Genomic DNA, 24,288 nt, shown 5'->3' on the forward strand with positions numbered 1-24,288 from the left:
AACGCTCCGCTTCTAGGTTGGCTCAAGGATCGCGGCAAGCCGCTCGGGCAGGATGCCGAAACGATATCGCGACCGCAGGCGATCGCGCAACAGCCGGCGGAGCTTGCGTTTTGACAGGATGGCGAAGGCGAATTGCCTCTTTATCGACACGCGGATGCGGGTAGAGTGCGGCTGACTTTAATCCTACGTTCTGGAGCAGATGCTCGCTCGCCTGTTCGTGATCTTCGGTGGCCTGTTCGTGCTGGTGCTGTGCGCGGCGCTGGTGGTGCCGTATTTCATCGACTGGACCGGCTACCGCGCCGATTTCGAGCGCGAGGCGAGCACCATCCTCGGCCGCAAGGTGACGGTGAAGGGCGATGCGACCGCGCGGCTTTTGCCGTTCCCCTCGGTGACCTTCTCGAACGTGGAGGTCGCAGGCGGTCCTGGGGGCCAGCCGGCGATGACGGTCGAGACCTTCTCCATGGATGCCGAGCTTGCGCCATTCCTGCGTGGCGAGCTGCTGATCTTCGACATGCGGCTGGTGCATCCAAAGGCGACCATCGACGTCGCCGGCGACGGCACGGTCGACTGGGCTATCCGGCCGTCGACGCCATTCAATCCGAGCCAGATCGCGATCGAGAAGCTGACGGTGACCGAAGGGCAGATCGAGCTGCGCCATGCTGCCGGCGGGCGCAGTCACCTGATTAGCGAGATCGACACGACGATTTCCGCCAAGTCGCTCGCTGGTCCATGGCGGATGGATGGCAGGCTGCGCTTCGATGGCATGCGCACGGAGGTCTCTGCCTCCACCGGCAAGGTGGAGGCAGGCGGCCAGATGCGGCTACGGGTGAAGGCCGATCCAGACGCCTACCCTTTGGCCTTCGAGACCGACGGCAATGCCGGCATCGTCAAGGGCGCGGCCGTCTATTCCGGCCAGTTCAAGATCGCAAACGCAGACAGGGCCGAAGCGGACTCGGTCAAACCGCGCGGCGCGGAACCGGTCAAGGCCAGCGCCGGCAAGCCCAATCCGGGCTTCCGGCTGAACGGCAAGTTCGCGCTCGACCACCAGAAGCTTAACGTCGACGAATTCCGCTTCGAAACCGGGCCGCTCGACGATCCCTACACCGCCGACGGCAAGGCCTCGGTCGATCTCGGCCTCAGGCCGCATTTCTCGATCGAGGCCAGCGGCGCGCAGGTGCAGTTCGACGAGGCGGTGGGCGCGTCCGCCGGAACCGGGCTGACGCTCGACCAGCGCATCGCGGCGTTCGAGCAGACGCTTCAGCACATGCCGAAGCCGACGATACCGGGCAGGGTCGAAGTCAGGCTGCCGGCGGTGGTGGCAGGCGACACGACGGTGCGCGACGTGCGGCTTTCGGCGGAGCCGGTCGAGGGCGGCTGGTCGGTGAAGTCGCTTGCCGCGACGCTGCCGGGCCGGGCAACGCTGGAGGCCGACGGCATGCTGAGCGTCGAGGACCATTTCGGCTTCACCGGCTCCTTGCTGCTTGCCGTGGGGCAGCCATCCGGTTTCGCCGCCTGGCTGTCGAAGGATGTCGACGAGGCAATCCGGCGTCTGCCGGCGGCGGGCTTCAAGGCCAAGGTCGATCTCAGCGAGAACCGGCAGTCCTTCAGCGACCTCGAGCTCATCCTTGGCAAGGCCAAATTTTCCGGCCGCATCGATTCCAGCCAGCCCGACGGCGCAAGGCCCTCCGTGCTGATGCAACTGGCGGGCGGCGAGCTCGACGTCGACGGGCTGGCGGCCTTCGCCTCGATCTTCGTCAGCGACAAGGGCGCCAACCGCTTCGCCGACCGCGACCTCGATTTCCAGATCAAGGCGGGTCCGGTCAGCGCCGCCGGACTGACGGCCGACACTGTGGATACGGCGTTGCGGCTACGCCAAGGCCTGCTCGAGATCGACCGGCTCTCGATCGGCGGGCTTGCCGGCGCATCGATCAGCGCCACGGGGCGTATCAAGGACTTTCCGGAAAGCCCGACGGGCAAGCTCGACGCATCCGTCGTGGCCGTCGATCTCAAGCCGCTCATCGACGTCGCGGCGCAGCATTATCCGGACAATCAGGTTCTGAAAGGCCTGGCCGCCCGAGCGGCCGCCTATCCGGAACTGTTCCAGGATGCCCGTATCGACCTGGTGACAAGCGCCGCCGACAATGGCGACGGCACCACCGGGCTCGCGCTGTCGGCGCAGGGCAAGGCCGGCGGTTCCGCCTTCTCGGCCTCGCTCTCGGGCAGGGGAACGCCGGACCGGCTTCTCGACGCGCCGGTGTCGATCACCTTCAATGCCAGGAACCAGAATGCCGCCACGCTGCTCGCGCTTTACGGCCTGCCGGCGCTGCCGCTCGGCATGCTTGGACAGGCAACCACCGATGTCACGGCGAAAGGCTCGCTGGGCGGCGGGCTGGCGACCAGCTTCAATCTGACGGCCGACGATTTCAGGGCGAGCTTTGACGGGACAGTCGCCGAGACGGAGCAAGGCGCCACCGCCAAGGGCAATGTCAACCTCGACGCCGCCGATATCGAGCCATGGCTGATGACGACCGGTGTCGGGCTGCCCGGCATGGGAACCGGCACCTCGACAACGCTCGCCGCCGACGCCGATTTCGGCAATGGGCTTTTGGTGCTGAGCGGGCTGAGCGGCGCCATCAACAAGGCGGCGGTGTCCGGCGACGTCAATGTCGACAGCAAGGACGGGCTGCCGCATATTGCCGGCGCGCTGGCGGTCGAAGAGCTCGACCTCGACCCGCTGGCGGTGTCGCTGTTCGGCGACCAGTCCTTCCTTGCCGCGAAAGGCGGTGGCTGGCCGACGGCGCCGTTCAGCCAGAAGTCGACGCTGCCTTTCAGTGCCGATCTCGACCTCAACGCGGCGGCTCTTGCCGCCGGACCGTTTGCCACGGCGCATGATGCGGCGCTGTCGCTGAAGCTCGACCGGGAAGGCATCCATGTCTCGGACCTCAAGGCCAAACTCTACGGCGGCGCGCTGACCGGCCTGTTCGAGCTCAAGAACACGGACGGCACCGGCTTGTTGTCGGGTCAATTGAAGCTTGCGGGCAGCGATCTTACCGCAGTGCTGCCGGATGCCGGCATCAGCGGCAGCGGCGACATTTCGGCGGCGCTGTCGACCAGCGGCAAGTCCGTGGATGCCATGATTGCCGCTTTGTCGGGGTCCGGCACCGCGGCGCTGAAAGGACTGACCATTGCCGGCATCAATCCCGACGCCTTTGCCGCCATCATCGCCAAGGCCGATGCGATCGGGCGCGACATCGATGCCGCCAAGACCGGCGGCTTCGCGCCACAGATCGCCGGGCAGGGAAGTTTTGCGGCCGGCGACACCGATATCGCCTTCACCGTCGCCAACGGCATGCTGCGAGCACCGCCGATCAGCCTCGACAATCCGGCGGCGACACTGTCGGCGGACGTCACCGCCAACCTCGATGCGAGCAGCGTGGCGGCCAGCGGCTCGATCACCTACCGACCGGGCGACGAGGCGCTGGTCGGCTCCGAACCGGCCGTGAATTTCAGTCTCGCCGGCCCGCTCGGGGCAACGGCGCTTCAGTTCGACAGCGCGCCACTGGCGCAGTTCCTGACTCAGCGCGCGCTGGAGAAGGAACAGCAGCGGGTCGAAGCGATGCAGGCGGAATTGCTCGAGAAGCAGAGGCTGCGGCGCGAGGTGCGCTATTACGCTGCGCTGCAGACCGAGCGCGACCGGGCGGCCGAGGAATTGCGCCGGCAGGAGGAAGAGGCTCGGCAGAAAGCCGAGGCCAGGGCGAAAGCCGAAGCGGAGGCGCAAGCAGAAGCCGAGGCGCAAGCGAAGGTGGAAGCGGAGGCCCAAGCGAAGGCGGAAGAGGAGGCAAGAGCCAAAGCCGAGGCTGATGCCAAGGCTCAGGCCGAGGCCGAGGCGCGCGCCAAGGCGGAGGCCGACGCGAAGGCCCAGGCCGAAGCCGTCGCGAAGGCCCGGGCCGAACAGCAGGCAGCCGATGAAGCGGCAAAGGCGCAGGCTGAGGCCGACGCGAAGGCAAAGGCCGAACAGCAGGCGGCCGATGAAGCAGCAAAGGCCCAGGCCGAGGCCGACCGCAAGAGAGCGGAACAGGCGAGGCTGGAAGCCGATCGCAAGAAGGCCGAGCAGGCGAGACTGGAAGCCGAGCGCAAGGCGGCTGAGCAGGCGCCGAAGGTCGACCGGTCGCTTCCGGGCGTCAACGAGAATTCCGCTCCATTGCCAGCGAAGCCCAAGGCCAACCCCTTCACCATCGAGAATCTGCTGAAATCGCTGGACGGCGGTTAAGGCTCATCCACCAGGAAGCCGCAGGTCTGGCATCCGGCCACGTTCGTCGTTCAGGACGGCTCCTGACGAAAGAGCAGGCGCTTGAGCATGGGCTCGATCCGCGAAAGTTCGTCGAGATGGGCAGCCGACAATTCGGCTAGGCGATCGTCGGCAAGAGGGGTGAGATGCAGGAGCACGCGGCGGTGGTCGGCCTTGTCCTGATCCCTTGTGACCAATCCCGCCTCACTCAGGCGGTTTACCAGTTCGACGGCGCTGTGATGGCGGATGCGCAGCCGCTCCGCCAGATCGCCGACCGCCACGGGTCCGCCGCCGGGATAGCCCTTGATCGCCAGCAGCGCCTGGTGCTGGCGCGGCGTCAGGCCTGCCTCATTCGCTTGCAACTGGCTGAATTCCAGGAAACGGCGGATCAGGTAGCGGAATTCGGAAAGCCGCTGGTAGTCGGCCTGGCTGATGGCGGGGCGCGGTTTTTGCGGATGCGTCATTCCTCGACTTATGGGCCTTTCCTGCGAAAGCTCAGCTCCTCCCACGAAAGTCAGGGCGGCCTGACGCGATCAAAATGACGCGCACTGCGGTCGAAAACAGTCTTGAAGAATTATATCGTGTTGCGATATGTCGCCGCCCGACAACCGGACGGCTCTGCCGCCAAGCGCAGGGCACAGCAAAGCATCGGCAATATCGCGGCGTAAGGCCTTTCAAGGCGACTTGCCGCCGCGCTTCGCCCAGGCCAGCACATAGAGCCTCAGCGCGGAGGAAAGGTTGGCGTCGCGCGTTCGCGTTTCGTCGATGTCGGCGACGAGGGCCGCGAGCGAGATCGAGCGTTGCGCCGCGATCGTGACGAGATCATCGTAGAAAGGCTGTTCCAGGGAAAAGCTGGTGCGGTGGCCGCGGATCGTCACCGAGCGCTTTTCGACCGCGGCCATCGGAGGCGCTCAGCGTCCGTCCGGATCGCCGGACTTTTCGCGGCGATGGCCGTCCATGAATCTTTCCGCCCGGTCGGACGTCAGCCGGTCGCGCTCGCGGTCGGCCTTGGTTCGACCGTGCAATGCGCGGTTCTCGTCGGCCAGGCGTTCCTTCTCGCTGCGCGCTTTCTGCTTGCGGGCCTGGCGGAGATTGACGACCTCGCCCATGTCCCCGGTCACTTCTTGCGGAAGGCGTCGAGCGAAACCACGTCGGCGCTTTTGCCGCCGGTATCAGCCACGGCAGGCTTCTTTTCGGTCTCGGCGGCCTTCTTCTTCGATTCCGTTTTCTTTTCGGTCACGACCGCGATCGGCTCCGCGGCCGGCGTGGCAGCGTCGTCTTCCGCAATACCCTCGGCCTTGACGTCGAATTCGAGCTCGAAATTCACCGAAGGATCGTAGAAACCGCGTACGGCGGAGAAGGGGATCTCGAGCTTTTCAGGCACGTCGGAGAAGGAGAGTCCAACCTCGAAACCGGTGTCAGTCACCTTCAGATCCCAATACTGGAATTGGATGACGATGGTCATCTGTTCCGGATAGCGCTCGCGCAGCCGTGAGGAAATGCGCACGCCGGGCGCGCCGGTGAGGAAGGTGATGAAGAAATGATGATTGCCGGGAAGGCCGGTGCGCGCGACTTCGGCCAGGACCTTGCGCATGACACCGCGCAATGCCTCCTGGGCCAGAATGTCGTAGCGGATGTGGTCGTCGGCCATTTGAAGGTCGGGTTCCGTTGAATCGTCCGCATAGCTGTAATCAAGCTTGGGCGCGGCGTAAACCGCATATAGGTGCCTAACGCCGAGGCCAAGAGGGGATGGCTGTGATTTGATCGCTCAGGCGTGGGCGAGGGCCGCCTGCCTGACGGACGCTGGTTTCCGCCGGCCGAAGGCGCTGAGGAAGGTCCGCACGCCGTTGGTGGCGGAGCGCAATACCTCTTCCTCTGTCGGCATGCCGCCGAGCATGAAAGTTATCTGCAGTTCGGCGTTGACCAGGGCGAGGAACTGGCGCGCCGCCACGTCCGGATCGTCGATCGACAGGTGCCCGGCATAGGCAAGCCGCGCGAAGCGGGCGGCAAGCGCCGACCAGGTGCGGCCCGGTCCCTGTTCGCGCCACTCGGCGAAAAGCTCCGGATAACGCTCGCCTTCGGCCTGGATCAGCTTGCGCAGGAAGCGGCCGTCGCGATTGCAGATGCAGTTGCGGTTCATGCGCACGGCGAAAGCGACCAGATCGGATTCGAGATCGGTGGGCTGGTCGGGGAAGGTGGCTATGGTCGCGAAGATGCCGGCATTGCAGCGCTCGGTCAGGTCGCGCACGACGGCCATGAAGAGCTTTTCCTTGTCGCCATGGTGATTGTAGACCGTCTGGCGCGAAACGCCGGCCTCGGCCGCGATCAGGTCGATATTGGCGCCGGCATAGCCTTGCCGGCAGAAAACCGAAGCGGCAGCGTCCACCACCGATATGCGCTTGGCCTCATGGCTGCGTGGCGGGAAAGTGTCAGGAGAAACGCCGGGCTTCATGAAAATCTATATAGCGGTGATTGACGAATTGGACAAGCCTGTCTAAATTTGTGGACACGATAAAGGGAAGCCGCTCTCCGGCAGACGGATGAATTCGCTCTGATAAAGACGAACAAGTTTGCTCTCGGATGTCGGATTTCCCCGGGATGGAACGTCCTTGGGTAGACGCCGGACCACGGCGGCAACCAGATCCGAAAGAAGCCCTATCATGAGTCCCAAATTCCTCCGCATTGCGGTCGTGCTCGGCTTGTTGTCTGCAATCGGCCCCTTCGCCATCGATATGTATCTTCCCGCGCTGCCCTCGATCGGTGAGGATCTCAATGCCGGCACCGCCGCCGTGCAGATGAGCCTCTTGATCTTCTTCCTGTCGATGGGTTTCGGCCAGATCGTGGTCGGACCGATCTCCGACATGATCGGGCGCAAGCTGCCGCTCTATGCCGGCCTCGCGCTGTTCATGGTCGGCGGCGTCGGCTCGGCGATGGCGCCCAACATCGAATGGCTTATCGCCTTCCGCTTCCTGCAAGGGCTCGGCGCCAGCGCCGGCATGGCGGTGCCGCGCGCGATCGTGCGCGACCTGCACACCGGCAACGAGGCGGCTAAGCTGATGTCGCTCTTGATGCTGGTGTTCTCGGTGTCGCCGATTCTGGCGCCGCTGACCGGGAGCCAGATCATCGAAAGCTTCGGCTGGCGCGCCGTGTTCTGGACCGTGACGGGCGCCGCGGCACTTGCCACCGTCCTGCTCGCCACCGCGCTCAAGGAGACGCGGTCGGTCGACGAGCGCGCCAACTCGTCCTTCGGCACGGCGCTGGCGGGCTACCGCTACCTGATGGGTGATCGCAACTTCCTCGGCCTGACGGCGATCGCCGGCTTCGGCATCGCGAGCTTCTTCGTCTATCTGTCGAGCTCGTCCTTCATCCTGATCAACCATTACGGTCTGTCGCCGTCGGTCTACAGCGTGTTCTTCTCGATCAATGCGGTCGCCTTCATCGGCATGTCGCAGCTGACCGGGATGCTGGCCGACCGCTTCGGCTTGAAGCGTGTCGTCTGGGTGGCGGTGACCGGCTACGCCACGGTGATGGTGGCGCTGTTCGCGATCATGGCGTCTGGCGTCGACCGGCTCGACGTGATGGCGGCGCTGCTCTTCGTCGGCTACGGCTTCCTCGGGCTGGTCATCCCGACCACCTCGGTGCTGGCTATGGAAGAGCATGGCGAGATCGCCGGCACGGCCTCGGCCCTGATGGGCACGCTGCACTTCGCCATCGGCGCGCTGGCGATGGGTGTGGCGGGTCTCTTCTTCGACGGCACGCCGTTGCCGATGGTGGCCGGCATCACGCTCTGCGCGGTGATTTCCTTCACGCTGGCGAAGGTCACACTCGGCAGGGCGCGGGAAGCGGCGGAAGCGCCTGCCGAATAAGAGACTCGACAAAAGATCGAAAAAGGCCGGGCTTGCCCGGCTTTTTTCAGGTCCCAGGCAGGCCGACCGCATCGAGGACGAAGCGCACCCGCTCCTCCACCGTCGCGAGCGGCAAGGGCACCAGCTCGTAGCCAAGTTCGGCATAGACGCCCGCTACCGATTGAAAGGTGCGCTCGGCCTCGTCGAGTGTCTGTTTCCGCTCTTCGTCCTGGGTGAAGATTTCCGGCCATGGCGGCGCGATGAAGACGCGATGCGCGTAGCGGAATGCCGTTGCCGCACGTTTGACGTGATCGGGCACCGGCGAGCCGCAAAGCCTGAGATAGCCGATCGTGTCCGGCACGCCGCGGTCGAAGAAGACCGGACCGGGCTCGGCATGCGCCGCATGCCAGGAGCGCAGCTCCCAGGACAGCATCAGCTCGGCAAAGAGCGCCCGGTCCTGCCAGGGAAGGGCAGGGCCGCCGATCGCCACCTGGTCGCGGATGATGCCGCGCCCCGCCTCGGGCGCCGTCGCGAAGCCAGCCGTCTTCAGTGCCTCGATGAGCGTGGTTTTGCCGGAACCGGGACCGCCGGTCAGCACGAAGAATCGATCGGAATCGTTCTGCATGATTTTTCCATGGATTGAGGAACGGCGGGCAGGACGACGCGTGCGCGCCGGGCGAGCCTTGGCGTTCAATTGATTTGCAGGGAAAGAGGGGAGAAGGTGGAGGTTTCTGTTGCCAGGTACCTCCGAACCCCGCCTAGAAGTGCGAACCCCTAGGGCTTGATTTGAAGCGTTCGCACCGCATTAAGCGGCGAGACGAGCTTCCGCATAGTTGTCGTTGGCAACTATAAGTTTAGCCCGATGACGGTGGTACAATGCCGGGCGAAAGTACGATCTTTACACCTTCGTCGATCCTATTTCGCCCCCAGCAAAAGCCGCTCCGTCATCCAGAGCGGTTTTTGGTGGAGGCGCCGGGTACCGCCCCCGGGTCCGAACGGCTTATTTCATCGCCTGTTTATCGCCATAGTCGGTCAAGCCGACGAAGCGAATATAGGCATCGATGGTGGAAAATGAAAGACCAAACCGGCACTTGTTCCCGGCGCCAAACTCGACAGCCGAGGGTTGACTTGCGCCCCTACACAATCGAAGCTCCGCCGGCGATGAGGAATCTCTGACCTAGCGCACAGGTTGCGCGGCGCGCCACATGCCTCATCGATCGGATCTGTGGCGCCGACGAGGGGAAGTTCGATGGCCGACTATCTTGCGGATGTGAAGAAATACGATGCCGGCGCCAGCGCCGACGCGGTCGAGAAGATCGTCAAGCATCTGGGCATCGCGCTCAGGAACCGCGATTCTTCGCTGGTCTCCTGCACGGACCCTAAGGAGCTCGAGCGCGTCCGGGAGAATTGGGTCGGCAAGAAGCTCGGCGTCGCCGACGCCAAGAAGGCCGACGCCTCGATCGAGAAGACCTGCAAGGCGATGGCCGCAGACAACACCAAGAGCCGCGTGACCTTCTATTACCTGGTTGCCAAGGATCTGGGCAAACTGGGTTCTCTCTGAAGATTCTCCGCAGGCGGATCGGCACGAGTCGTGCCGGTGCCGGCCTCTGGCGCACGAATCCACTTGTAGCAGGCTTTACGGTGTTCGACCGACGGCCAGTCGGTTATGATCGCCTGTCACCCGAATCGAGGCGAAGCCGATGCGCCAATATCTCGACCTTTTGAAGCATGTGCTGGAAAACGGCGCCGACCGTGGCGACCGCACCGGTACCGGCACGCGCTCGGTGTTCGGCTATCAGATGCGCTTCGACCTTTCGCGCGGCTTCCCGGTCACCACCACCAAGAAGCTGCACCTGAAGTCGATCATCCACGAGCTGCTGTGGTTCCTGGCCGGCGACACCAACATCAAATATCTCAACAACAACGGCGTCACCATCTGGGACGAATGGGCGGACGAGAACGGCGATCTCGGCCCCGTCTATGGCAAGCAGTGGCGCTCATGGCCGGACGGGCATGGCGGCGAGATCGACCAGATCGCCGGACTTCTCAAGGAAATACGCAAGAATCCCAATTCGCGCCGGCTGATCGTCTCGGCCTGGAACCCGGCCGAAGTGGAGGCGATGGCGCTGCCGCCTTGCCACTGCCTGTTCCAGTTCTATGTCTCGGAAGGTCGGCTTTCCTGCCAGCTTTACCAGCGCTCGGCCGACATCTTCCTGGGCGTGCCGTTCAACATCGCGTCCTATGCCCTGCTGACCATGATGGTGGCGCAGGTCACCGGGCTGAAGCCGGGCGACTTCGTGCACACGCTCGGCGATGCGCATCTTTACTCGAACCATTTCGAGCAGGCGCGCGAGCAGATGCGGCGCACGCCGAAGCCGCTGCCGACGATGTGGATCAACCCGGAGGTGAAGGATCTTTTCGCCTTCCGCTTCGAGGATTTCCGCCTCGAGAATTATTTCGCGGATGCGAGCATCAAGGCGCCGATAGCAGTTTGAGGTGTGTTGAGATTCAGGTCAGGCCGAGCCGAAAATGGCGGCTTCCTGCGCTTCCGGTGCTCACGTACTTTGAGTACGCTCCGCTCCGGTTCTCGGAAACCACCATTTTCGGCTCGACCTGACCTGAATCTCAACACACCTCAGGTGCTAGGTCCGGGACTTCCTGAGCCCAACCCATTCAGTCGATCCCGACCATGACGTCGGAGGCCTTGATCACCGCATAGGCCTGCTTGCCTTTCTCGAGCTGCAGATCGGCAACCGCTTCGTTGGTGATCGAAGCGGTGACGAGGACGCCGCCGATATCGATCCTGACATGCGAGGTGGTCGCTCCCTTGGTGATCTCGGTGACCTTGCCCTTCAGGATGTTGCGGGCGCTGATCTTCATCTGCCTCTCCTTGGTCTTCGCTGTATAGAGCTGACTTCATCGTAGGCTGGGATGACCTCGCCGTACAACGGCGCTGTAGGTAAAAAGCCTTCCCTTGTTATGTTCACCCGGATATATCGATCAAAGGCATTCGGCCGAACGGATTGCAAAGCAGGGAGAGGTTTCATGACGGGCATGGGATTTGGGTTGAAGGCGATCGCGGTTGGCGGTCTGACGGCGCTGTTGATGGCGGCCGTGCCGGCGGCCCATGCCGACGACAAGGTGATCGTGTTCGCCGCCGCCAGCCTCAAGGACGCGCTCGATGCGGTCAACAAGGCCTGCGAGCCCGAAGTCGGCGAAGCGGCGACCATTTCCTATGCGGCAAGCTCGGCACTTGCCAAGCAGATCGAAGGCGGCGCGCCGGCCGACATTTTCGTCTCGGCCGACCTCGACTGGATGAAGTATCTCTCCGACAAGAAGCTGACCAAACCGGACACCGAGGTGAAGCTGCTCGGCAACCAGATCGTGCTGGTGGCGCCGAAGGATTCCACGGTCGAGGCCAAGGTCGAAAAGGGCTTCGACCTCGCCAAGCTCATCGGCGACGGCAGGCTCGCCATGGGCGACGTCAAGGCCGTTCCGGCCGGCAAATACGGCAAGGCGGCGTTGGAATCCCTGGGCGTCTGGTCCTCGGTCGAAGGCAAGGTCGCGCAGGCCGAGAATGTGCGCGCGGCGCTGAAGCTGGTGTCGACGGGCGAAGCCCCTCTCGGCATCGTCTACGCCACCGACGCGCATGCCGAGAAGGGCGTGAAGGTCGTCGGAACCTTCCCCGAGGATTCGCACCCGCCCATCATCTACCCGATTGCCCAGACGGCGGATTCGAAGGACAAGGATACGGCTGCCTTCCTGAAATGCGTCGAGTCGGCCAAGGCCGCGGCGCTCTTCAAGGAACAGGGTTTTACGGTGCTCGCGCCGAGCAACTGAGAAAGACCTTACACCGCATATGAATTGGCTGCTGGACCTCACTCCCGACGAATGGAATGCGGTCCGGCTGTCGGTCAAGGTGGCAACTGTGGCGATGGTCGCCAGCCTGCCACCCGGCATATTGATCGCGCTCGTGCTGGCCAGGGGGCGGTTTTGGGGCAAGACCCTGCTCAACGGGCTGGTGCATCTGCCGCTGATCCTGCCGCCGGTGGTGACCGGCTATCTGCTCCTGCTCACCTTCGGCCGGCGCGGGCCGGCCGGCGCCTTTCTCGCCGAACATTTCGGCATCGTCTTTTCGTTCCGCTGGACAGGCGCGGCACTCGCCTGCGGCGTCATGGGCTTTCCGCTGATGGTGCGGGCGATTCGGCTGTCGATCGAGGCGGTCGACCGCAAGATGGAGGCGGCCGCCGGCACGCTCGGCGCCAATCCGATCTGGGTGTTCGCCACGATCACGCTGCCGCTGATCCTGCCCGGGCTGATTGCCGGCGCGATCCTCTCCTTCGCCAAGGCGATGGGCGAGTTCGGCGCGACGATCACCTTCGTCTCCAACATCCCCAACGAGACGCAGACGCTGCCCTCTGCGATCTACACTTTCACGCAGGTGCCGGGCGGCGACGCCGGGGCACTGCGGCTGACGCTGATTTCGGTCGTCATCTCGATGGTGGCGCTGGTGGCTTCCGAGGTCCTTGCGCGGCGGGTCGGCCGGCGGATGGACATCGAATGACGCTGTTCGTCGACATCAATCATCGCCTCGGCGATTTCTCCATCGAAGCGGATTTCGAAAGCGCCGGCCGGCTGACGGCGCTGTTCGGGCCTTCGGGTTCGGGCAAGACGACGCTGATCAACCTGATTGCCGGACTGATCAGGCCGCAGAAGGGGCGCATCGCGGTCGAAGGTCGCGTGCTGGTGGACACCGCCGCCGGCATCTTCGTGCCGATGCACAAGCGGCGGATCGGAATGGTGTTCCAGGACGCGCGCCTGTTCCCGCATATGAGCGTCGCCGGCAATCTGCGTTATGGCCGCTGGTTCACGCCGCCTGCCGAGCGCTACGCCAATGTGGATGCGGTGGTCGATCTGCTCGGCATCGGTCCTCTGCTCGACCGGCGGCCGGCGAAACTATCCGGCGGCGAAAAGCAGCGGGTGGCGATCGGCCGGGCTCTGCTTGCCAGTCCAAGACTCCTCTTGATGGACGAGCCGCTCGCCTCGCTGGACGAGGCGCGCAAGGCCGAGATCCTGCCCTATATCGAGCGGCTGCGCGACGAGACGAAGATCCCGATCGCCTATGTCAGTCATTCCATTGCCGAGGTGGCGCGGCTGGCGAGCGACGTGGTGGTGCTTTCGCAAGGCAAGGTCGCGGCCTTCGGCCCGACAGAAGCGATCATGCAGCGGCTAGACCTTTTGCCGGCCGAGGAGCGCGGCGAGGGCGGCGCGGTGCTCGACACCAGCGTGCTGCGCCACGACGAGGCTTTCGGCATGACGGTGCTTGGCTCGCCGGCCGGCGAGATCCGCGTGCCACACCTCCCACTGGCAGCTGGAGCTCTAGTGCGGCTGCGCATCCGGGCCCGAGACGTCATGATCGCGACCGAGCAACCGGCGGGCCTCAGCGCGCTCAACATACTGGCGGGGACGATCGCCGCGGTCAGGCCAGGCGTCGGGCCTACGGTGGAGATCGCCATCGACTGCAATGGCGCAATCGTGCTGGCGAGCATCACCGAGCAGTCGAAACAAACCTTACGCCTTGCGCTTGGCCGCAAGGTCTTCGCGGTGATCAAGACCGTGAGCTTCGACGGTACGACGACTGGCCCCGGGCTGCCGGTCGAGGCCGACGGATGACGGAAGAGCATGGCGCTATGTTGCATTGGAATAGCGATTTGCCTGCAAAGGGGGTAATCTGGACGTGACTGCAAAGGACAAGGAATGCCATCGCTGAGCCTGCGGATAAACCTCGATCCCGACGGACGAATTGGTCCGGGCAAGATCGAGCTTCTCGAGCAGATCGCCGCCTTCGGCTCGATCTCGGCCGCGGCGCGCGGCATGGAGATGTCCTACAAGCACGCCTGGGATCTGGTCGAGGACATGAACCGGGTGTTCGGCAAGCCGCTGGTTGCCGCGCAGACCGGCGGCAGGAAGGGCGGCGGCGCGCAATTGACCGCAGTGGGCCTCGCCGTCGTCAGCCGCTTCAGGGCCATAGAACGCGCGGCCACTTCTGCCGCCGCGGTGCACATGCAGGCTTTGCAGGCGGAGATCGACGCTGGGTAGGGGGGAGTAGGGGAGTAGGGCAGTAGGGCAGCAGGGGAGTAGGGTAGGATATGATGTTCTGGAGTTGCTCAACGCAAAGGCAATCGACGACTCCCTATTGCCCTACTGCCCTACTCCCCTACTCCCCTACTCCCCTACTCCCCTATTCCCTTACTCCCCTGACTTCCTCAGCAGATAAGTGTCCATGATCCAGCCCTTTTTCCGCCGGGCTTCCTCACGGGTCCTTTCGATCTCGGCGCCGACATCGGCGAGCCGGCCGGAGACGATGATCTCGTCCGGCGTGCCGAGATAGGCGCCCCACTGGATGAAGACATCCTGATCGGCCAACGTGTTGAAGGCGCATTTGCCGTCGAGCATGACAACCGTCGTTGCAGCGTTTGCCGGCAGGCCTTCGTCGGTCAACCGGCGTCCGGTGGTGATGAGAATCGAGTCACCGATACGGTTGAGCGCGGTCGCGTGAGCGGCGGCCAGCGCCTGGATCGCGGTGATGCCCGGAACGACCTCGAGGTCGAAACCGACATTGCCCCTGAGGCGCACGCGCTCCAGGATGCGCAGCGCGCTGTCATAAAGCGAGGGGTCGCCCCAGATCAGGAAGGCGCCGCAGCCGTTTTCACCCAGCTCGTCGCTGATCAGCCTCTCATAGATCTCGGCGATCGCCTCGTGCCAGTCGTCGACGGTCACGCGATAGGATGATGTCGGCTCGGCCCGAACCGGTACGTCGAACTCGACGCGGCGCGACTTCGGATTGGTGACGAAGCGGTCGCAGATCTGCCGGCGCAGTTCCGCCAGATCGGTCTTGCTTGCGCCCTTGTCGGGAATGAACAGCACATCGGCGCGGTTCAGGCCGTTGATGGCCTGAACCGTCATGTGTTCGGGGTTGCCGGCGCCGATGCCGATGACGAGAAGCTTGCGCATGCGGGTTCTCCTGCCCGATCAGGCGGCCGGTGTCCAGACAGGCGCAGGCAGCCATGCGCGATCGCAAGGGCTTTGAAACGCCGAATTGAAACGGGTAGAGCGGTCCGCCGTTTGGCAGAAACGCCGAACCGCTCTAGCTATCTGTTTACGCAATTCCGGACGGAAAACCGTTACACACTTTTCCTGGAATTGCTCTAGATGGAAGCACGCATCGGGGTGGTCCCGGTATTGCCGTCGAGAGGGGGATCCATGTTACGCACTATCCTCGCCGCAGCGCTGGCGTTTTTAGCCGCACCGGCCTTTGCCAACGATTCCGTCGCCGAGCTCGGCACAGGCGGGCTGATCCTGTCGCGCAGCGACGCCGTCGCCATGGAAAGCGAGGACCTTTTCATCTCGCCGGAGAAGGTGACGGTCGACTATGTCTTCCGCAACAACACCGACAAGGACGTCAGCGCCATCGTTGCGTTCCCAATGCCCGACATCGAGGGCGATCCGAACGAGATGCCGGCCATTCCGGACGCGCAGAGCGACAATTTCCTCGGCTTCGAGGTGACGATCGACGGCGTCGACGCGAAGCCGCAACTCGAGCAAAGGGCGTTTGCGCTGGGCATCGACATCACCGCCGATCTCAAGGCGCAGAACGTGCCGCTCTATCCATTCGGCGACGCCGCCAAGGCGGCGTTGGCGAAGCTCCCCAAAGACGTCGCCGAGGATTGGGAAAACCGCGGCATCATCATCGAGGATACCGCCGATGACGGTTCGGGCATGCAAACCGCCTATGCGCCGTTCTGGCAGTTGCGCTCGACCTATTGGTGGCGTTCGACCTTCCCGGCCAACAAGGAAGTCCATGTCTCGCACCGCTACAAACCGAGCGTCGGCGGCACGTCCTCGGTCAGCTTCTACTATGACGGCAAGTTCCAGGGGCAGTATGACGCCTACAAGACCCGGTACTGCATGGACGGAGCGTTCGAGAACGCGGTGCGCAAGGCGGCGAAGGAAAATCCCGACGGCTATCCGAAATATTTCGAGAGCCGTATCGCCTATATCCTGACCACGGGCGGCAACTGGGCGTCCGGCAGTATCGGCAATTTCAAGCTCACCATCGACAAGGGCAGCGCCAAGAACCTGGTTTCATTCTGCGGCGACAACGTCCGCAAGATCGGCCCAACCACGTACGAGATGACGGCCAAGGATTTTTACCCCGAGCACGACATCGACATCCTGCTGCTCGAGCCGTCGGACAATGGCGGGAACGGCGGCTGATGGACATCGCGATCTATGTCGCCATCGCCGAGAGCGGGGTGATCGGGCGCGAAGGCGGGCTGCCGTGGCGGCTTTCCAGCGATCTCAAGCGTTTCAAGGCCGATACGATGGGCAAGCCGATCATCATGGGCCGCAAGACCTATGAAGGCATCGGCCGGCCGCTGCCCGGAAGGCTCAACATCGTGGTGACACGAGACAAGGGCTGGCGCGCCGACGGTATCGAAGTCGCGCATTCGCTCGACGAGGCGATCACGCTGGCCAAGGTGCGCGGCCGCTGCATGGCAGGCGCCGAGGAGATCTGCGTGGTCGGCGGCGGCGAAATCTATGCCCAGGCCTTGCCGCTTGCCGACCGCCTCCATGTTACCCATGTGCTTGCCAAGGTCGATGGCGACGCCCATTTCCCGCCGATCGACCCGGCCATCTGGCGGATCGCCCGTTCCGAGGATTTTCCGGCAGGCGAGAAGGACAGCCATGCGACGCGCTACACGGTCTACGAGCGCCGCGGCGACGGTCATTGACGACGACAAAGGGTCGCTGCCGGCCCAAATCGGACGGCGCGAGCGGCAGACCGCGTTGAAAGCGCGTCAAGGCGTCCCTATAGAAGAACGACAGTACAGCGCCGCGCGTCCAACCGGATGCGCAAGAGGCCGCTGTAAAACTTTGATTTGGCGCATGATTCCTTTCCGAAAACCGATTCCGGTTTTCGGTGTCATGCGCTAGGATCATGCCGCAAGGCCTGAGGGAACCGAAGCGAAAGGACATTCATGCCCTGGAACGACAAGAGCGGTGGCGGCGGCCCTTGGGGCGGCGGCGGCAATCAGGGACCCTGGGGGCAGGGGCCCAAAGGGCCAAGCGGACCACAGGGTTCCCCTCCTGACCTCGAGGACATCATTCGCCGCGGCCAGGACAGACTGCGGCGCGCGCTTCCGGGAGGCGGCGGCGCCAGCCCGGCCGTCTTCGGGCTGATCGCGCTCGCGCTCGTCGTGCTTTGGGCCTTCAAGGCAATCTATACCGTGCAGCCTGACGAGGTTGCCGTCGAATTGCGCTTCGGCAAACCTAAGGCTGAGCTTTCGCAGCCAGGCCTGCATTTCCACTGGTGGCCGATCGAAACGGTCGAGACGGCCAAGATATCCGAGCAGCTCGTCAGCATTGGTGGCGGATCGGCCAGCGGCTCCGGGCTGATGCTCTCCGGCGACCAGAACATCGTCAACGTGCAGTTCTCGGTCGCCTATCAGGTTTCCGACCCCAGAGCCTACCTCTTCGATGTCTCGGATCCCGACGGCATGCTGACGCAAGTGGCCGAAAGCGCCATGCGCGAGGCTGTCGGCCGCCGGCCGGCGCAGGATATCTTCCGCGACGACCGCCAGGGCATCGCCGCCTCGGTGCGCGAGATCATCCAGACGACGCTGGACGGCTACAAGGCCGGCTTGCAGGTCAATGCGATCTCGATCGAGGACGCCGCACCCCCGCGCGAAGTGGCCGATGCCTTCGACGAGGTGCAGCGCGCCGAGCAGGACGAAGACAAGTTCGTCGAGCAGGCCAATCAGTATTCCAACCAGAAGCTCGGCCAGGCGCGCGGCGAGGCGGCCCAGGTCCGCGAGGACGCCGCTGCCTACAAGAACCGCGTCGTGCAGGAAGCGGAAGGTGAAGCCCAGCGCTTCATCTCCGTCTACAACGAATACGCCAAGGCGCCCGACGTGACGCGCAAGCGGCTTTATCTGGAAACGATGGAGAGGGTCCTGAAGGACTCGAACAAGGTCGTCGTCGAGCAGGGCAACGGGCAAGGTGTGCTTCCCTATCTGCCGCTGCCGGCACTGCAGCCGAAAGCGCCGCCGGCGCCGGTGCTGGGAGGCAACCAATGATGGCCAACCGTCTTCCAGTCATCGCCGTCATCGCGGCGGTTCTTCTGTTCCTGCTCTACTCGGCCGTCTTCGTGGTCAATGCGGGCCAGCAGGCGATCGTGCTCAGGTTCGGCGAGATCATCGACGTCAAGAGCGAGCCCGGCATCTACTTCAAGGCGCCGTTCGCTTTCTTCGACGCCGACAGCGTCCAGATGATCGAGAAGAGAGTGATGCGGTTCGATCTCGACAACATCCGCGTCCAGGTTTCGGGCGGCAAGTTCTACGAGGTCGACGCCTTCATCGCCTACCGCATCTCGGATCCGCGCACCTTCCGAGCGGCGGTGTCGGGGCAGGTGGAGCTCGCCGAGGCTCGCCTGAAGACGCGTCTCGATGCAGCGCTGCGCCGCGTCTACGGCCTGCGCGACTTCGAGGCGGCGCTCTCAGAGGAGCGCGCCGTCATGATGCGCGAGGTGCGTGACCAACTCCGCCCGGACGCGACATCGCTCGGCCTCGACATCGAGGACGTGCGCATCCGCCGGACGGATCTGACCGCGGAAGTCTCGCAGCAGACCTATGACCGCATGAAGGCCGAACGTCTGGCGGAAGCCGAGCGACTGAGGGCGCGCGGCAACGAGGCAGCGCAGCGCATCAGGGCCAGGGCCGACCGCGAGGTCGTCGAGATCATCGCCGAGGCGCAGAAGGAATCGGAAATCCTGCGCGGTGAAGGCGACGCACAGCGCAGCGCCACCTTTGCAGACGCGTACAAGCGAGATCCGGCTTTCTTCGATTTCTATCGTTCGATGAATGCCTATGGCACCGCGCTGGACAACACCGGAACGACCATGGTGCTGTCGCCCGAGTCCGAGTTCTTCCGTTATTTCCGCGATCCGGAAAGCAAGCCCGTGCCTGGACAACCGGCCGCGCCTGCGACGGCACCTGCCGCGCCTGCGACGGCACCTGCCGCGCCTGCGACGCAACCCAGCACCGCCCAGTAGCGGCGGTGCAGGATTTCCTGGCGGCAATCGGCCTGGTTCTCGTCATCGAAGGCCTGGTCTATGGCGGGTTTCCGGCTTTGGCCCGGAAACTGGCTACGGAAGTGCTGTCGATGCCGGAAAATGTGTTGCGAATCGGCGGATTGGTCGCAATCGCAATCGGCGTCGGCATCGTTTGGCTGGTCCGCGGCTGATGAAATTCCTTGGTGCCGAAGCGATTGACGATTTATCCTTCGCCGATAGCTATAGCCGCAAACGTGCCTTATTTCTTGCCAACATGAAATTGGACGGGCGCCTTTAGCGGAAGCCTTTTCCCTTTCTAGAAACACCGGGAGGCCACGATGATATCCGACACCCTGTTGCGCGCGGCACGGCGCACGCTTTTCGCCGGCGCCACCGCATTCGTCGTCGGCATGATTGCCGTCCCGTCTTTCGTCACGCCAACGATCGCTTCCGACGGACCTCCCTCGGTCGCGGATCTCGCCGAGCGTCTGCTCGGCGCGGTGGTCAACATCTCGACCTCGCAAACCGTGAAAGGCACTGAAGGGCCAGGCGCGGTGCCGATGCCGCAGCTTCCCGAAGGCTCGCCCTTCCAGGACTTTTTCGACGACTTCTTCAAGAACCGCGGCGGCGACAAGGGCGGCGGTGGGCAGAAGGTGCAGTCGCTGGGCTCCGGCTTCGTCGTCGACGCCGAGCAGGGCATCGTGGTGACCAACAATCACGTCATCGCCGATGCCGACGACATCGAGGTGAATTTCTCCGACGGTGTGACGCTGAAGGCGACGCTGGTCGGCACCGACACCAAAACCGACGTCGCGGTGCTGAAGGTCGATCCGAAGGGCCACAAATTGACGGCCGTGAAATTCGGCGATTCCACCAAGATGCGTGTCGGCGACTGGGTGATGGCGATCGGCAACCCGTTCGGCCTCGGCGGAACCGTCACTGTCGGCATCGTCTCGGCGCGCAACCGCGACATCAATTCCGGCCCCTATGACGACTTCATCCAGACGGACGCCGCCATCAATCGCGGCAATTCCGGCGGTCCTCTGTTCAATGCCGAGGGCGAGGTCATCGGCATCAACACGGCGATCATCTCGCCGTCGGGTGGCTCGATCGGCATCGGCTTCTCCATTCCCTCGCAGCTTGCGGCGGGCGTCGTCGACCAGCTTCGCCAGTATGGCGAGACGCGGCGCGGCTGGCTTGGCGTGCGCATCCAGCCGGTGACCGACGACATCGCCGAAAGCCTCGGCATGGCGACCGCCAAGGGCGCGCTGGTGGCCGGCGTCATCAAGGGCGGACCGGTCGACAACGGTTCGGTTCAGGCCGGCGACGTCATCATCAAATTCGATGGCAAGGACATCCACGAGATGCGCGACCTGCCGCGCGTCGTCGCCGAAAGCCCGGTCGGCAAAGCGGTCGACGTCGTCATCGTGCGCAAGGGCGTCGAGCAGACGGTGAAGGTTACGCTTGGCCGGCTCGAGGACGGCGAGAAGCTGGCCAGCGGTGAGAACGGCAACGCCGACCAGGACAAGGGCGATAAGGCGGCTCCGGTGTCCACGGCTGCGGTGCTCGGCATGACCGTCGGCGAGCTCAACGATCAGACGCGGCAGAAATTCGGCATCGCGGCCGACGTGTCGGGCGTGGTGATCACCGACGTTGCCAAGGATTCGGCCGCCGCCGAGCGTGGCATCCAGCCCGGCGAGGTGATCACTGAGATCGCGCAGGAATCGGTGGGAACGCCGAAGGACGTCATGGACCGGATCGGCGCGCTGAAGGAGCAGGGTCGCAAGAACGCTCTGCTGATGCTGGCCTCGAAAACCGGCGAGTTGCGCTTCGTGACGATCCGGATGGATTGAGTCCAGCGGCCCACAGGCTCATTGAAACATCCCATGGGATGTACTATTTAGGCTTGTGAAGCGAATAGTGCTGGATACAAACGTTCTGACGGCAGGCTTGCGAAGCAGGAATGGTGCTTCGTTCGCAGTCCTGAGGATGATCGCCGACAGGCAACTTCGTCCCCTGGTGACAACAGCGCTGTTTCTTGAGTATGAAGCAGTGCTGACGCGGCCTGAGCAGACCACTGTCCATGGGCTGTCCGCAATGGAGTTGGATCGTCTGCTGGCTGGTTTTGCTGCGTTGGCGGAGCCTGTAGAGCCGCACTTCCTCTGGCGTCCGCAACTAGCTGATCCGAAGGACGAAATGGTACTCGAGGCCGCCGTCAATGGCAGGGCAGACGCGTTGGTCACGCACAATCGCCGAGATTTTGCCGTCGCGTCCAGTCGCTTCGACGTGCCGGTCGTCAGCCCGGCTGAGCTGTTGGAAGGATTTCGAACATGAGCAAGGCAACTTATCCATTGAAGCTGCCACTCTCGGTCAAGGAAGCAGCGGCGCGGCTGGCAAAGGCGGATGGAGTTTCGCTCAATCAGTGGATTGCCTCGGCGGTGGCACAAAAAGTTGGGGCCATGGAAACCGCAGCTGATTTCCTGCGCCAACGGGCTGGTGACGCATCCGGTGAGGATTTTGCAAGAATTCTTGATCGGGTCGCAGCCGGTCCGCCACAGGCTGGCGACGAGCGATCTTCTGAAAAGCACTGATCAGCGCTGTCGCGCTCGCCAATCTTCGCGCGGCAGCCTGTAGAGGACATGTCGCTTCAGATGAAGATGGCTGTCCGGCACGGAGGGATGGTCGAAGTCGGCGCCTGGATCGGCGCGCATGCCGAGCCGCTTCATGACGGCAATGGAGCGGTGGTTTTCGGCGACGGCGAAGGAGACGATCTCCTCCAGCCTCAGCGTTTCGAAGCCGAAGGCGAGCCAGGCTTCCGCTGACTCGGTGACATAGCCCTTGCCCCAGAATTCCGGAGCCAGCCGCCAGCCGATCTCGATCGTGCCGTCCGGCAGCGATGGCACATCATCCGTATCCAGGAGACCGACGAAGCCGATGCATTCGCCGGTGGCCGCGATCTCGGCGGCCGCGAAGCCGTAGCCATCCTCCTCGATCCAGCCGCGGAATTCGTCCATCTTGGCGTCCGCCGCGGCGCGGTCGCGACGGAACGGAAAGAACTCCATGACGCGCTCGTCGGAGTTGATGCGGTGGAAGAGCGGGCGATCGCGCTCTTCCCAGTTGCGCAGGATGAGGCGTTCGGTGCGGATCGGCTTCACTGCACGAACTCCTCGCTCCTGTAGCCCTGGAGATAGAGCAGCGCGGTCAGGTCGCCATGATCGATGCGGATTCTTGCCTGCTCCGCCACCGCCGGCTTGGCGTGGAGGGCGACGCCGGTGCCGGCCAGTCGGATCATGTCGAGATCGTTGGCGCCGTCGCCGACGGCAACGGCATCCTCGGTCGACAGGCCAAGCCTGGCCGCAATGTCGAGCAGTGCTTCGGCCTTGGCGGCGCGGCCGAGGATCGGCTCGGTCACCGTGCCGGTGAACCTGCCGTCTTCCTCGACAAGCCGGTTGGCGCGGTTCTCCTGGAAGCCGAGCAGCGTGGCGATGCGGCTGGTGAAGACGTCGAAGCCGCCGGAAACCAGCGCCGTCCAGGCGCCGTTGACGCGCATCGTGCGCACCAGCGCGCGGCCGCCGGCGGCGAGCGTCAGACGGTTGGCGATGATGCGGTCGACCACCGCCGTGTCGAGTCCCTTCAGCAAGGCGACGCGCTCGCGCAAGGCCGGCTCGAAAGCGATCTCGCCATTCATCGAGCGCGCCGTGATCGCGGCGACATGCTCCTTGACGCCGATCTCGTCAGCCAATTCGTCGATGCATTCCTGGTCGATCATGGTCGAATCCATGTCGGCGAGCAGGATCTTCTTCTTCCTGCCTTCGGCCGGCTGGACGACGATGTCGACCGGATCGGAGGCCAATGCGGCGCGCAGATTGGCCGTCAGTTCGCCGACGTCGGGCGTCTCCGGCAAAACCAGATCGCAGGCGACATCTTCGGCCAGCCAGTGAAGGGCGCTTGCGCCGGCCGTCCGCGAGGCCATATTCGCAAGCGAGGCCGACACTGCGCGGTCTTCGGGACGGGATACAAGCGTGGCGATCAGCGGCATCGAAAATTCCGGCAGGCAGGCGGGCAAGGGCCGCGTGAAGAACGCGATCCTGATAGCGGGACCGACTGCCAGCGGCAAGTCGGCGTTGGCGCTCGATCTTGCCGAACGGCTGGGCGGTGTCATCGTCAACACCGATTCCATGCAGGGCTATTCGGTGCTCGATGTGCTGACGGCGCGTCCAAGCGCGGCCGAAATGGCGCGCGTGCCGCATTTCCTCTACGGCCATGTGCATCCTTCGACAGCCTACTCCACCGGCGCCTGGCTGCGCGACGTCACCCGGCTGATCGAGCAAGGCGTTTTATCGGGGCGGCCTGCGGCCTTCGTCGGCGGCACCGGGCTCTATTTCCGCGCCTTGGCCGAAGGCATCTCCGAGATGCCCGACATTCCGCCATCGGTGCGCGAGCGCTGGCGCTACGAGCTCAAGGAACAAGGGGCAGAAAGGCTGCACCGCATCCTGATGCGTGAGGACTCGGCCGTCGCCATGCAGCTCAGGCCGACCGACGGCCAGCGCATCGTGCGGGCGCTGGAGGTGCTCGACACGTCGGGACGGTCGATCCTTGACTGGCAAGCGGCGCGCGGCCAGCCGCTCATCGACCGCGACAGTGCACGCTTCCTGGTGATCGAGCCGGATCGCGGCGAGCTCGTCGCGCGCATCGAGGCGCGATTCGACCAGATGCTCGACAAAGGCGCGCTGGACGAGGTCAGGCAGCTGATGGCGCTCGACCTTGCTCCGAACCTGCCGGCGATGAAGGCGATCGGAGTTCGAGAGTTGCAGGCCGCTCTAGCCGGGCAAATGAGTTTCCCCGAGGCGATAGAGCGCGCCAAGATTGCGACGCGCCAATATGCCAAGCGTCAGACGACCTGGTTCAGACATCAGCTCGGACCAGAGTGGCAAAGGCTCCGGCCGGGCGAGGAATCGGCGATTCCGGACCGATAGATAGCGATTTCAATCAGAGGCTTGGAATCGTGGCACAGCCTCCGCCACGGTTGTCCGGGTTAACCG

27 protein-coding genes and 1 other RNA gene are annotated in these 24,288 nt (G+C 64.0%); 17 read left to right on the forward strand and 11 right to left on the reverse strand.

Annotated features, from left to right (window positions below):
* Nucleotides 1–199 precede the first annotated feature (199 nt).
* A complete protein-coding gene (locus tag QAZ47_RS16675; RefSeq protein ID WP_278230087.1) occupies nucleotides 200–4,270 on the forward strand; it encodes an AsmA family protein in 4,071 nt (1,356 codons plus the stop codon).
* A gap of 50 nt (nucleotides 4,271–4,320) precedes the next feature.
* Here QAZ47_RS16675 and QAZ47_RS16680 read toward each other — a convergent pair whose 3' ends face one another.
* The 5 genes from QAZ47_RS16680 to QAZ47_RS16700 form a co-directional block, all read right to left on the reverse strand.
* The gene (locus tag QAZ47_RS16680) at nucleotides 4,321–4,752 is read right to left on the reverse strand and encodes a helix-turn-helix domain-containing protein (RefSeq protein ID WP_278201832.1); all 432 of its coding nucleotides are present in this window, start codon (nucleotides 4,750–4,752) and stop codon (nucleotides 4,321–4,323) included.
* Nucleotides 4,753–4,962: 210 nt separating this feature from the next.
* A complete protein-coding gene (locus QAZ47_RS16685) occupies nucleotides 4,963–5,190 on the reverse strand; it encodes a ribbon-helix-helix domain-containing protein (protein ID WP_278230088.1) in 228 nt (75 codons plus the stop codon).
* Nucleotides 5,191–5,199: 9 nt separating this feature from the next.
* Complete coding sequence (locus tag QAZ47_RS16690; protein ID WP_278230089.1) at nucleotides 5,200–5,397, reverse strand: DUF4169 family protein; 198 nt, start codon at nucleotides 5,395–5,397, stop codon at nucleotides 5,200–5,202.
* Between the two features lie 8 nt (nucleotides 5,398–5,405).
* Entirely contained in the window at nucleotides 5,406–5,939 is a 534-nt protein-coding gene (locus QAZ47_RS16695; RefSeq protein WP_278201834.1) for an SspB family protein, read from the reverse strand.
* A gap of 117 nt (nucleotides 5,940–6,056) precedes the next feature.
* Nucleotides 6,057–6,740, reverse strand: a complete 684-nt coding sequence (locus tag QAZ47_RS16700) for a TetR/AcrR family transcriptional regulator (protein ID WP_278230090.1) — start codon at nucleotides 6,738–6,740, stop codon at nucleotides 6,057–6,059.
* A gap of 208 nt (nucleotides 6,741–6,948) precedes the next feature.
* On the opposite strand from QAZ47_RS16700, the gene QAZ47_RS16705 reads away from it, so the two are divergent.
* A complete protein-coding gene (locus tag QAZ47_RS16705) occupies nucleotides 6,949–8,154 on the forward strand; it encodes a multidrug effflux MFS transporter (RefSeq protein ID WP_278201836.1) in 1,206 nt (401 codons plus the stop codon).
* A gap of 46 nt (nucleotides 8,155–8,200) precedes the next feature.
* On the opposite strand, the gene QAZ47_RS16710 is transcribed toward QAZ47_RS16705, so the two are convergent.
* Entirely contained in the window at nucleotides 8,201–8,758 is a 558-nt protein-coding gene (locus tag QAZ47_RS16710) for an AAA family ATPase (protein ID WP_278201837.1), read from the reverse strand.
* Between the two features lie 95 nt (nucleotides 8,759–8,853).
* Nucleotides 8,854–9,214: a transfer-messenger RNA gene (gene ssrA, locus QAZ47_RS16715) on the reverse strand.
* 168 nt (nucleotides 9,215–9,382) lie between these two features.
* On the opposite strand from ssrA, the gene QAZ47_RS16720 reads away from it, so the two are divergent.
* Nucleotides 9,383–9,694 carry a DUF2853 family protein gene (locus QAZ47_RS16720; protein WP_278072782.1) on the forward strand — a complete coding sequence of 104 codons (312 nt, stop codon included), beginning with the start codon at nucleotides 9,383–9,385 and terminating at the stop codon, nucleotides 9,692–9,694.
* A gap of 139 nt (nucleotides 9,695–9,833) precedes the next feature.
* Nucleotides 9,834–10,628 (forward strand): thymidylate synthase, encoded by a 795-nt coding sequence (locus QAZ47_RS16725; protein ID WP_278201838.1) that lies wholly within the window; start codon nucleotides 9,834–9,836, stop codon nucleotides 10,626–10,628.
* 178 nt (nucleotides 10,629–10,806) lie between these two features.
* Here QAZ47_RS16725 and QAZ47_RS16730 read toward each other — a convergent pair whose 3' ends face one another.
* Entirely contained in the window at nucleotides 10,807–11,013 is a 207-nt protein-coding gene (locus QAZ47_RS16730) for a molybdopterin-binding protein (protein ID WP_278201839.1), read from the reverse strand.
* A gap of 165 nt (nucleotides 11,014–11,178) precedes the next feature.
* On the opposite strand from QAZ47_RS16730, the gene modA reads away from it, so the two are divergent.
* From modA to QAZ47_RS16750, 4 genes are all read left to right on the forward strand, one after another.
* Nucleotides 11,179–11,973, forward strand: a complete 795-nt coding sequence (modA, locus tag QAZ47_RS16735; protein ID WP_278230091.1) for a molybdate ABC transporter substrate-binding protein — start codon at nucleotides 11,179–11,181, stop codon at nucleotides 11,971–11,973.
* Nucleotides 11,974–11,992: 19 nt separating this feature from the next.
* A complete protein-coding gene (gene modB / locus QAZ47_RS16740) occupies nucleotides 11,993–12,697 on the forward strand; it encodes a molybdate ABC transporter permease subunit (RefSeq protein WP_278230092.1) in 705 nt (234 codons plus the stop codon).
* Entirely contained in the window at nucleotides 12,694–13,806 is a 1,113-nt protein-coding gene (gene modC / locus QAZ47_RS16745) for a molybdenum ABC transporter ATP-binding protein (protein WP_278201841.1), read from the forward strand. Before modB ends, modC begins: the two co-directional genes overlap by 4 nt.
* 84 nt (nucleotides 13,807–13,890) lie before the next feature.
* Nucleotides 13,891–14,232, forward strand: coding sequence for a winged helix-turn-helix domain-containing protein (locus QAZ47_RS16750; protein WP_278072787.1), 342 nt, complete (start codon nucleotides 13,891–13,893; stop codon nucleotides 14,230–14,232).
* A 150-nt stretch (nucleotides 14,233–14,382) separates the two neighbouring features.
* On the opposite strand, the gene cobF is transcribed toward QAZ47_RS16750, so the two are convergent.
* Entirely contained in the window at nucleotides 14,383–15,147 is a 765-nt protein-coding gene (gene cobF, locus QAZ47_RS16755) for a precorrin-6A synthase (deacetylating) (protein ID WP_278230093.1), read from the reverse strand.
* Nucleotides 15,148–15,396: 249 nt separating this feature from the next.
* Here cobF and QAZ47_RS16760 point away from each other — a divergent pair, with 249 nt between their 5' ends.
* The 8 genes from QAZ47_RS16760 (at nucleotide 15,397) to QAZ47_RS16795 (ending at nucleotide 21,837) form a co-directional block, all read left to right on the forward strand.
* Nucleotides 15,397–16,410, forward strand: coding sequence for a DUF4424 domain-containing protein (locus tag QAZ47_RS16760; protein ID WP_278230094.1), 1,014 nt, complete (start codon nucleotides 15,397–15,399; stop codon nucleotides 16,408–16,410).
* Nucleotides 16,410–16,928 carry a dihydrofolate reductase gene (locus QAZ47_RS16765; protein WP_278230095.1) on the forward strand — a complete coding sequence of 173 codons (519 nt, stop codon included), beginning with the start codon at nucleotides 16,410–16,412 and terminating at the stop codon, nucleotides 16,926–16,928. The genes QAZ47_RS16760 and QAZ47_RS16765 overlap by 1 nt, the downstream gene beginning before the upstream one ends.
* A 246-nt stretch (nucleotides 16,929–17,174) precedes the next feature.
* Complete coding sequence (hflK, locus tag QAZ47_RS16770; protein WP_278201845.1) at nucleotides 17,175–18,272, forward strand: FtsH protease activity modulator HflK; 1,098 nt, start codon at nucleotides 17,175–17,177, stop codon at nucleotides 18,270–18,272.
* Nucleotides 18,272–19,246, forward strand: a complete 975-nt coding sequence (locus QAZ47_RS16775) for a protease modulator HflC (protein ID WP_278233815.1) — start codon at nucleotides 18,272–18,274, stop codon at nucleotides 19,244–19,246. Before hflK ends, QAZ47_RS16775 begins: the two co-directional genes overlap by 1 nt.
* 5 nt (nucleotides 19,247–19,251) lie before the next feature.
* On the forward strand, nucleotides 19,252–19,437 hold the full coding sequence (locus tag QAZ47_RS16780) for a DUF2065 domain-containing protein (protein WP_278201846.1): 186 nt from the start codon (nucleotides 19,252–19,254) through the stop codon (nucleotides 19,435–19,437).
* Between the two features lie 147 nt (nucleotides 19,438–19,584).
* Complete coding sequence (locus QAZ47_RS16785; RefSeq protein WP_278230096.1) at nucleotides 19,585–21,099, forward strand: DegQ family serine endoprotease; 1,515 nt, start codon at nucleotides 19,585–19,587, stop codon at nucleotides 21,097–21,099.
* A gap of 67 nt (nucleotides 21,100–21,166) precedes the next feature.
* Complete coding sequence (locus QAZ47_RS16790; RefSeq protein ID WP_278201848.1) at nucleotides 21,167–21,580, forward strand: putative toxin-antitoxin system toxin component, PIN family; 414 nt, start codon at nucleotides 21,167–21,169, stop codon at nucleotides 21,578–21,580.
* Complete coding sequence (locus QAZ47_RS16795; protein WP_278201849.1) at nucleotides 21,577–21,837, forward strand: pilus assembly protein HicB; 261 nt, start codon at nucleotides 21,577–21,579, stop codon at nucleotides 21,835–21,837. The genes QAZ47_RS16790 and QAZ47_RS16795 overlap by 4 nt, the downstream gene beginning before the upstream one ends.
* On the opposite strand, the gene QAZ47_RS16800 is transcribed toward QAZ47_RS16795, so the two are convergent.
* Nucleotides 21,838–22,401 carry a GNAT family N-acetyltransferase gene (locus QAZ47_RS16800; protein ID WP_278230097.1) on the reverse strand — a complete coding sequence of 188 codons (564 nt, stop codon included), beginning with the start codon at nucleotides 22,399–22,401 and terminating at the stop codon, nucleotides 21,838–21,840.
* Nucleotides 22,398–23,285: a phosphoserine phosphatase SerB gene (gene serB, locus QAZ47_RS16805; RefSeq protein ID WP_278230098.1), complete on the reverse strand. Its 888-nt coding sequence runs from the start codon at nucleotides 23,283–23,285 to the stop codon at nucleotides 22,398–22,400. Before serB ends, QAZ47_RS16800 begins: the two co-directional genes overlap by 4 nt.
* On the opposite strand from serB, the gene miaA reads away from it, so the two are divergent.
* Complete coding sequence (gene miaA / locus QAZ47_RS16810) at nucleotides 23,275–24,222, forward strand: tRNA (adenosine(37)-N6)-dimethylallyltransferase MiaA (RefSeq protein ID WP_278233816.1); 948 nt, start codon at nucleotides 23,275–23,277, stop codon at nucleotides 24,220–24,222. The genes serB and miaA overlap by 11 nt on opposite strands.
* Nucleotides 24,223–24,288 lie beyond the last annotated feature (66 nt).

The organism is Mesorhizobium sp. WSM4904, assembly GCF_029674545.1.
In the GTDB taxonomy this organism is placed as follows: domain Bacteria; phylum Pseudomonadota; class Alphaproteobacteria; order Rhizobiales; family Rhizobiaceae; genus Mesorhizobium.

Coding starts and splice junctions, on each gene's coding strand:
- QAZ47_RS16675 (WP_278230087.1), top strand. CDS start 200: ATGCTCGCTCGCCTGTTCGTGATCTTCGGTGGCCTGTTCGTGCTGGTG.
- QAZ47_RS16680 (WP_278201832.1), bottom strand. CDS start 4,752: ATGACGCATCCGCAAAAACCGCGCCCCGCCATCAGCCAGGCCGACTAC.
- QAZ47_RS16685 (WP_278230088.1), bottom strand. CDS start 5,190: ATGGCCGCGGTCGAAAAGCGCTCGGTGACGATCCGCGGCCACCGCACC.
- QAZ47_RS16690 (WP_278230089.1), bottom strand. CDS start 5,397: ATGGGCGAGGTCGTCAATCTCCGCCAGGCCCGCAAGCAGAAAGCGCGC.
- QAZ47_RS16695 (WP_278201834.1), bottom strand. CDS start 5,939: ATGGCCGACGACCACATCCGCTACGACATTCTGGCCCAGGAGGCATTG.
- QAZ47_RS16700 (WP_278230090.1), bottom strand. CDS start 6,740: ATGAAGCCCGGCGTTTCTCCTGACACTTTCCCGCCACGCAGCCATGAG.
- QAZ47_RS16705 (WP_278201836.1), top strand. CDS start 6,949: ATGAGTCCCAAATTCCTCCGCATTGCGGTCGTGCTCGGCTTGTTGTCT.
- QAZ47_RS16710 (WP_278201837.1), bottom strand. CDS start 8,758: ATGCAGAACGATTCCGATCGATTCTTCGTGCTGACCGGCGGTCCCGGT.
- QAZ47_RS16720 (WP_278072782.1), top strand. CDS start 9,383: ATGGCCGACTATCTTGCGGATGTGAAGAAATACGATGCCGGCGCCAGC.
- QAZ47_RS16725 (WP_278201838.1), top strand. CDS start 9,834: ATGCGCCAATATCTCGACCTTTTGAAGCATGTGCTGGAAAACGGCGCC.
- QAZ47_RS16730 (WP_278201839.1), bottom strand. CDS start 11,013: ATGAAGATCAGCGCCCGCAACATCCTGAAGGGCAAGGTCACCGAGATC.
- modA (WP_278230091.1), top strand. CDS start 11,179: ATGACGGGCATGGGATTTGGGTTGAAGGCGATCGCGGTTGGCGGTCTG.
- modB (WP_278230092.1), top strand. CDS start 11,993: ATGAATTGGCTGCTGGACCTCACTCCCGACGAATGGAATGCGGTCCGG.
- modC (WP_278201841.1), top strand. CDS start 12,694: ATGACGCTGTTCGTCGACATCAATCATCGCCTCGGCGATTTCTCCATC.
- QAZ47_RS16750 (WP_278072787.1), top strand. CDS start 13,891: ATGCCATCGCTGAGCCTGCGGATAAACCTCGATCCCGACGGACGAATT.
- cobF (WP_278230093.1), bottom strand. CDS start 15,147: ATGCGCAAGCTTCTCGTCATCGGCATCGGCGCCGGCAACCCCGAACAC.
- QAZ47_RS16760 (WP_278230094.1), top strand. CDS start 15,397: ATGTTACGCACTATCCTCGCCGCAGCGCTGGCGTTTTTAGCCGCACCG.
- QAZ47_RS16765 (WP_278230095.1), top strand. CDS start 16,410: ATGGACATCGCGATCTATGTCGCCATCGCCGAGAGCGGGGTGATCGGG.
- hflK (WP_278201845.1), top strand. CDS start 17,175: ATGCCCTGGAACGACAAGAGCGGTGGCGGCGGCCCTTGGGGCGGCGGC.
- QAZ47_RS16775 (WP_278233815.1), top strand. CDS start 18,272: ATGGCCAACCGTCTTCCAGTCATCGCCGTCATCGCGGCGGTTCTTCTG.
- QAZ47_RS16785 (WP_278230096.1), top strand. CDS start 19,585: ATGATATCCGACACCCTGTTGCGCGCGGCACGGCGCACGCTTTTCGCC.
- QAZ47_RS16795 (WP_278201849.1), top strand. CDS start 21,577: ATGAGCAAGGCAACTTATCCATTGAAGCTGCCACTCTCGGTCAAGGAA.
- serB (WP_278230098.1), bottom strand. CDS start 23,285: ATGCCGCTGATCGCCACGCTTGTATCCCGTCCCGAAGACCGCGCAGTG.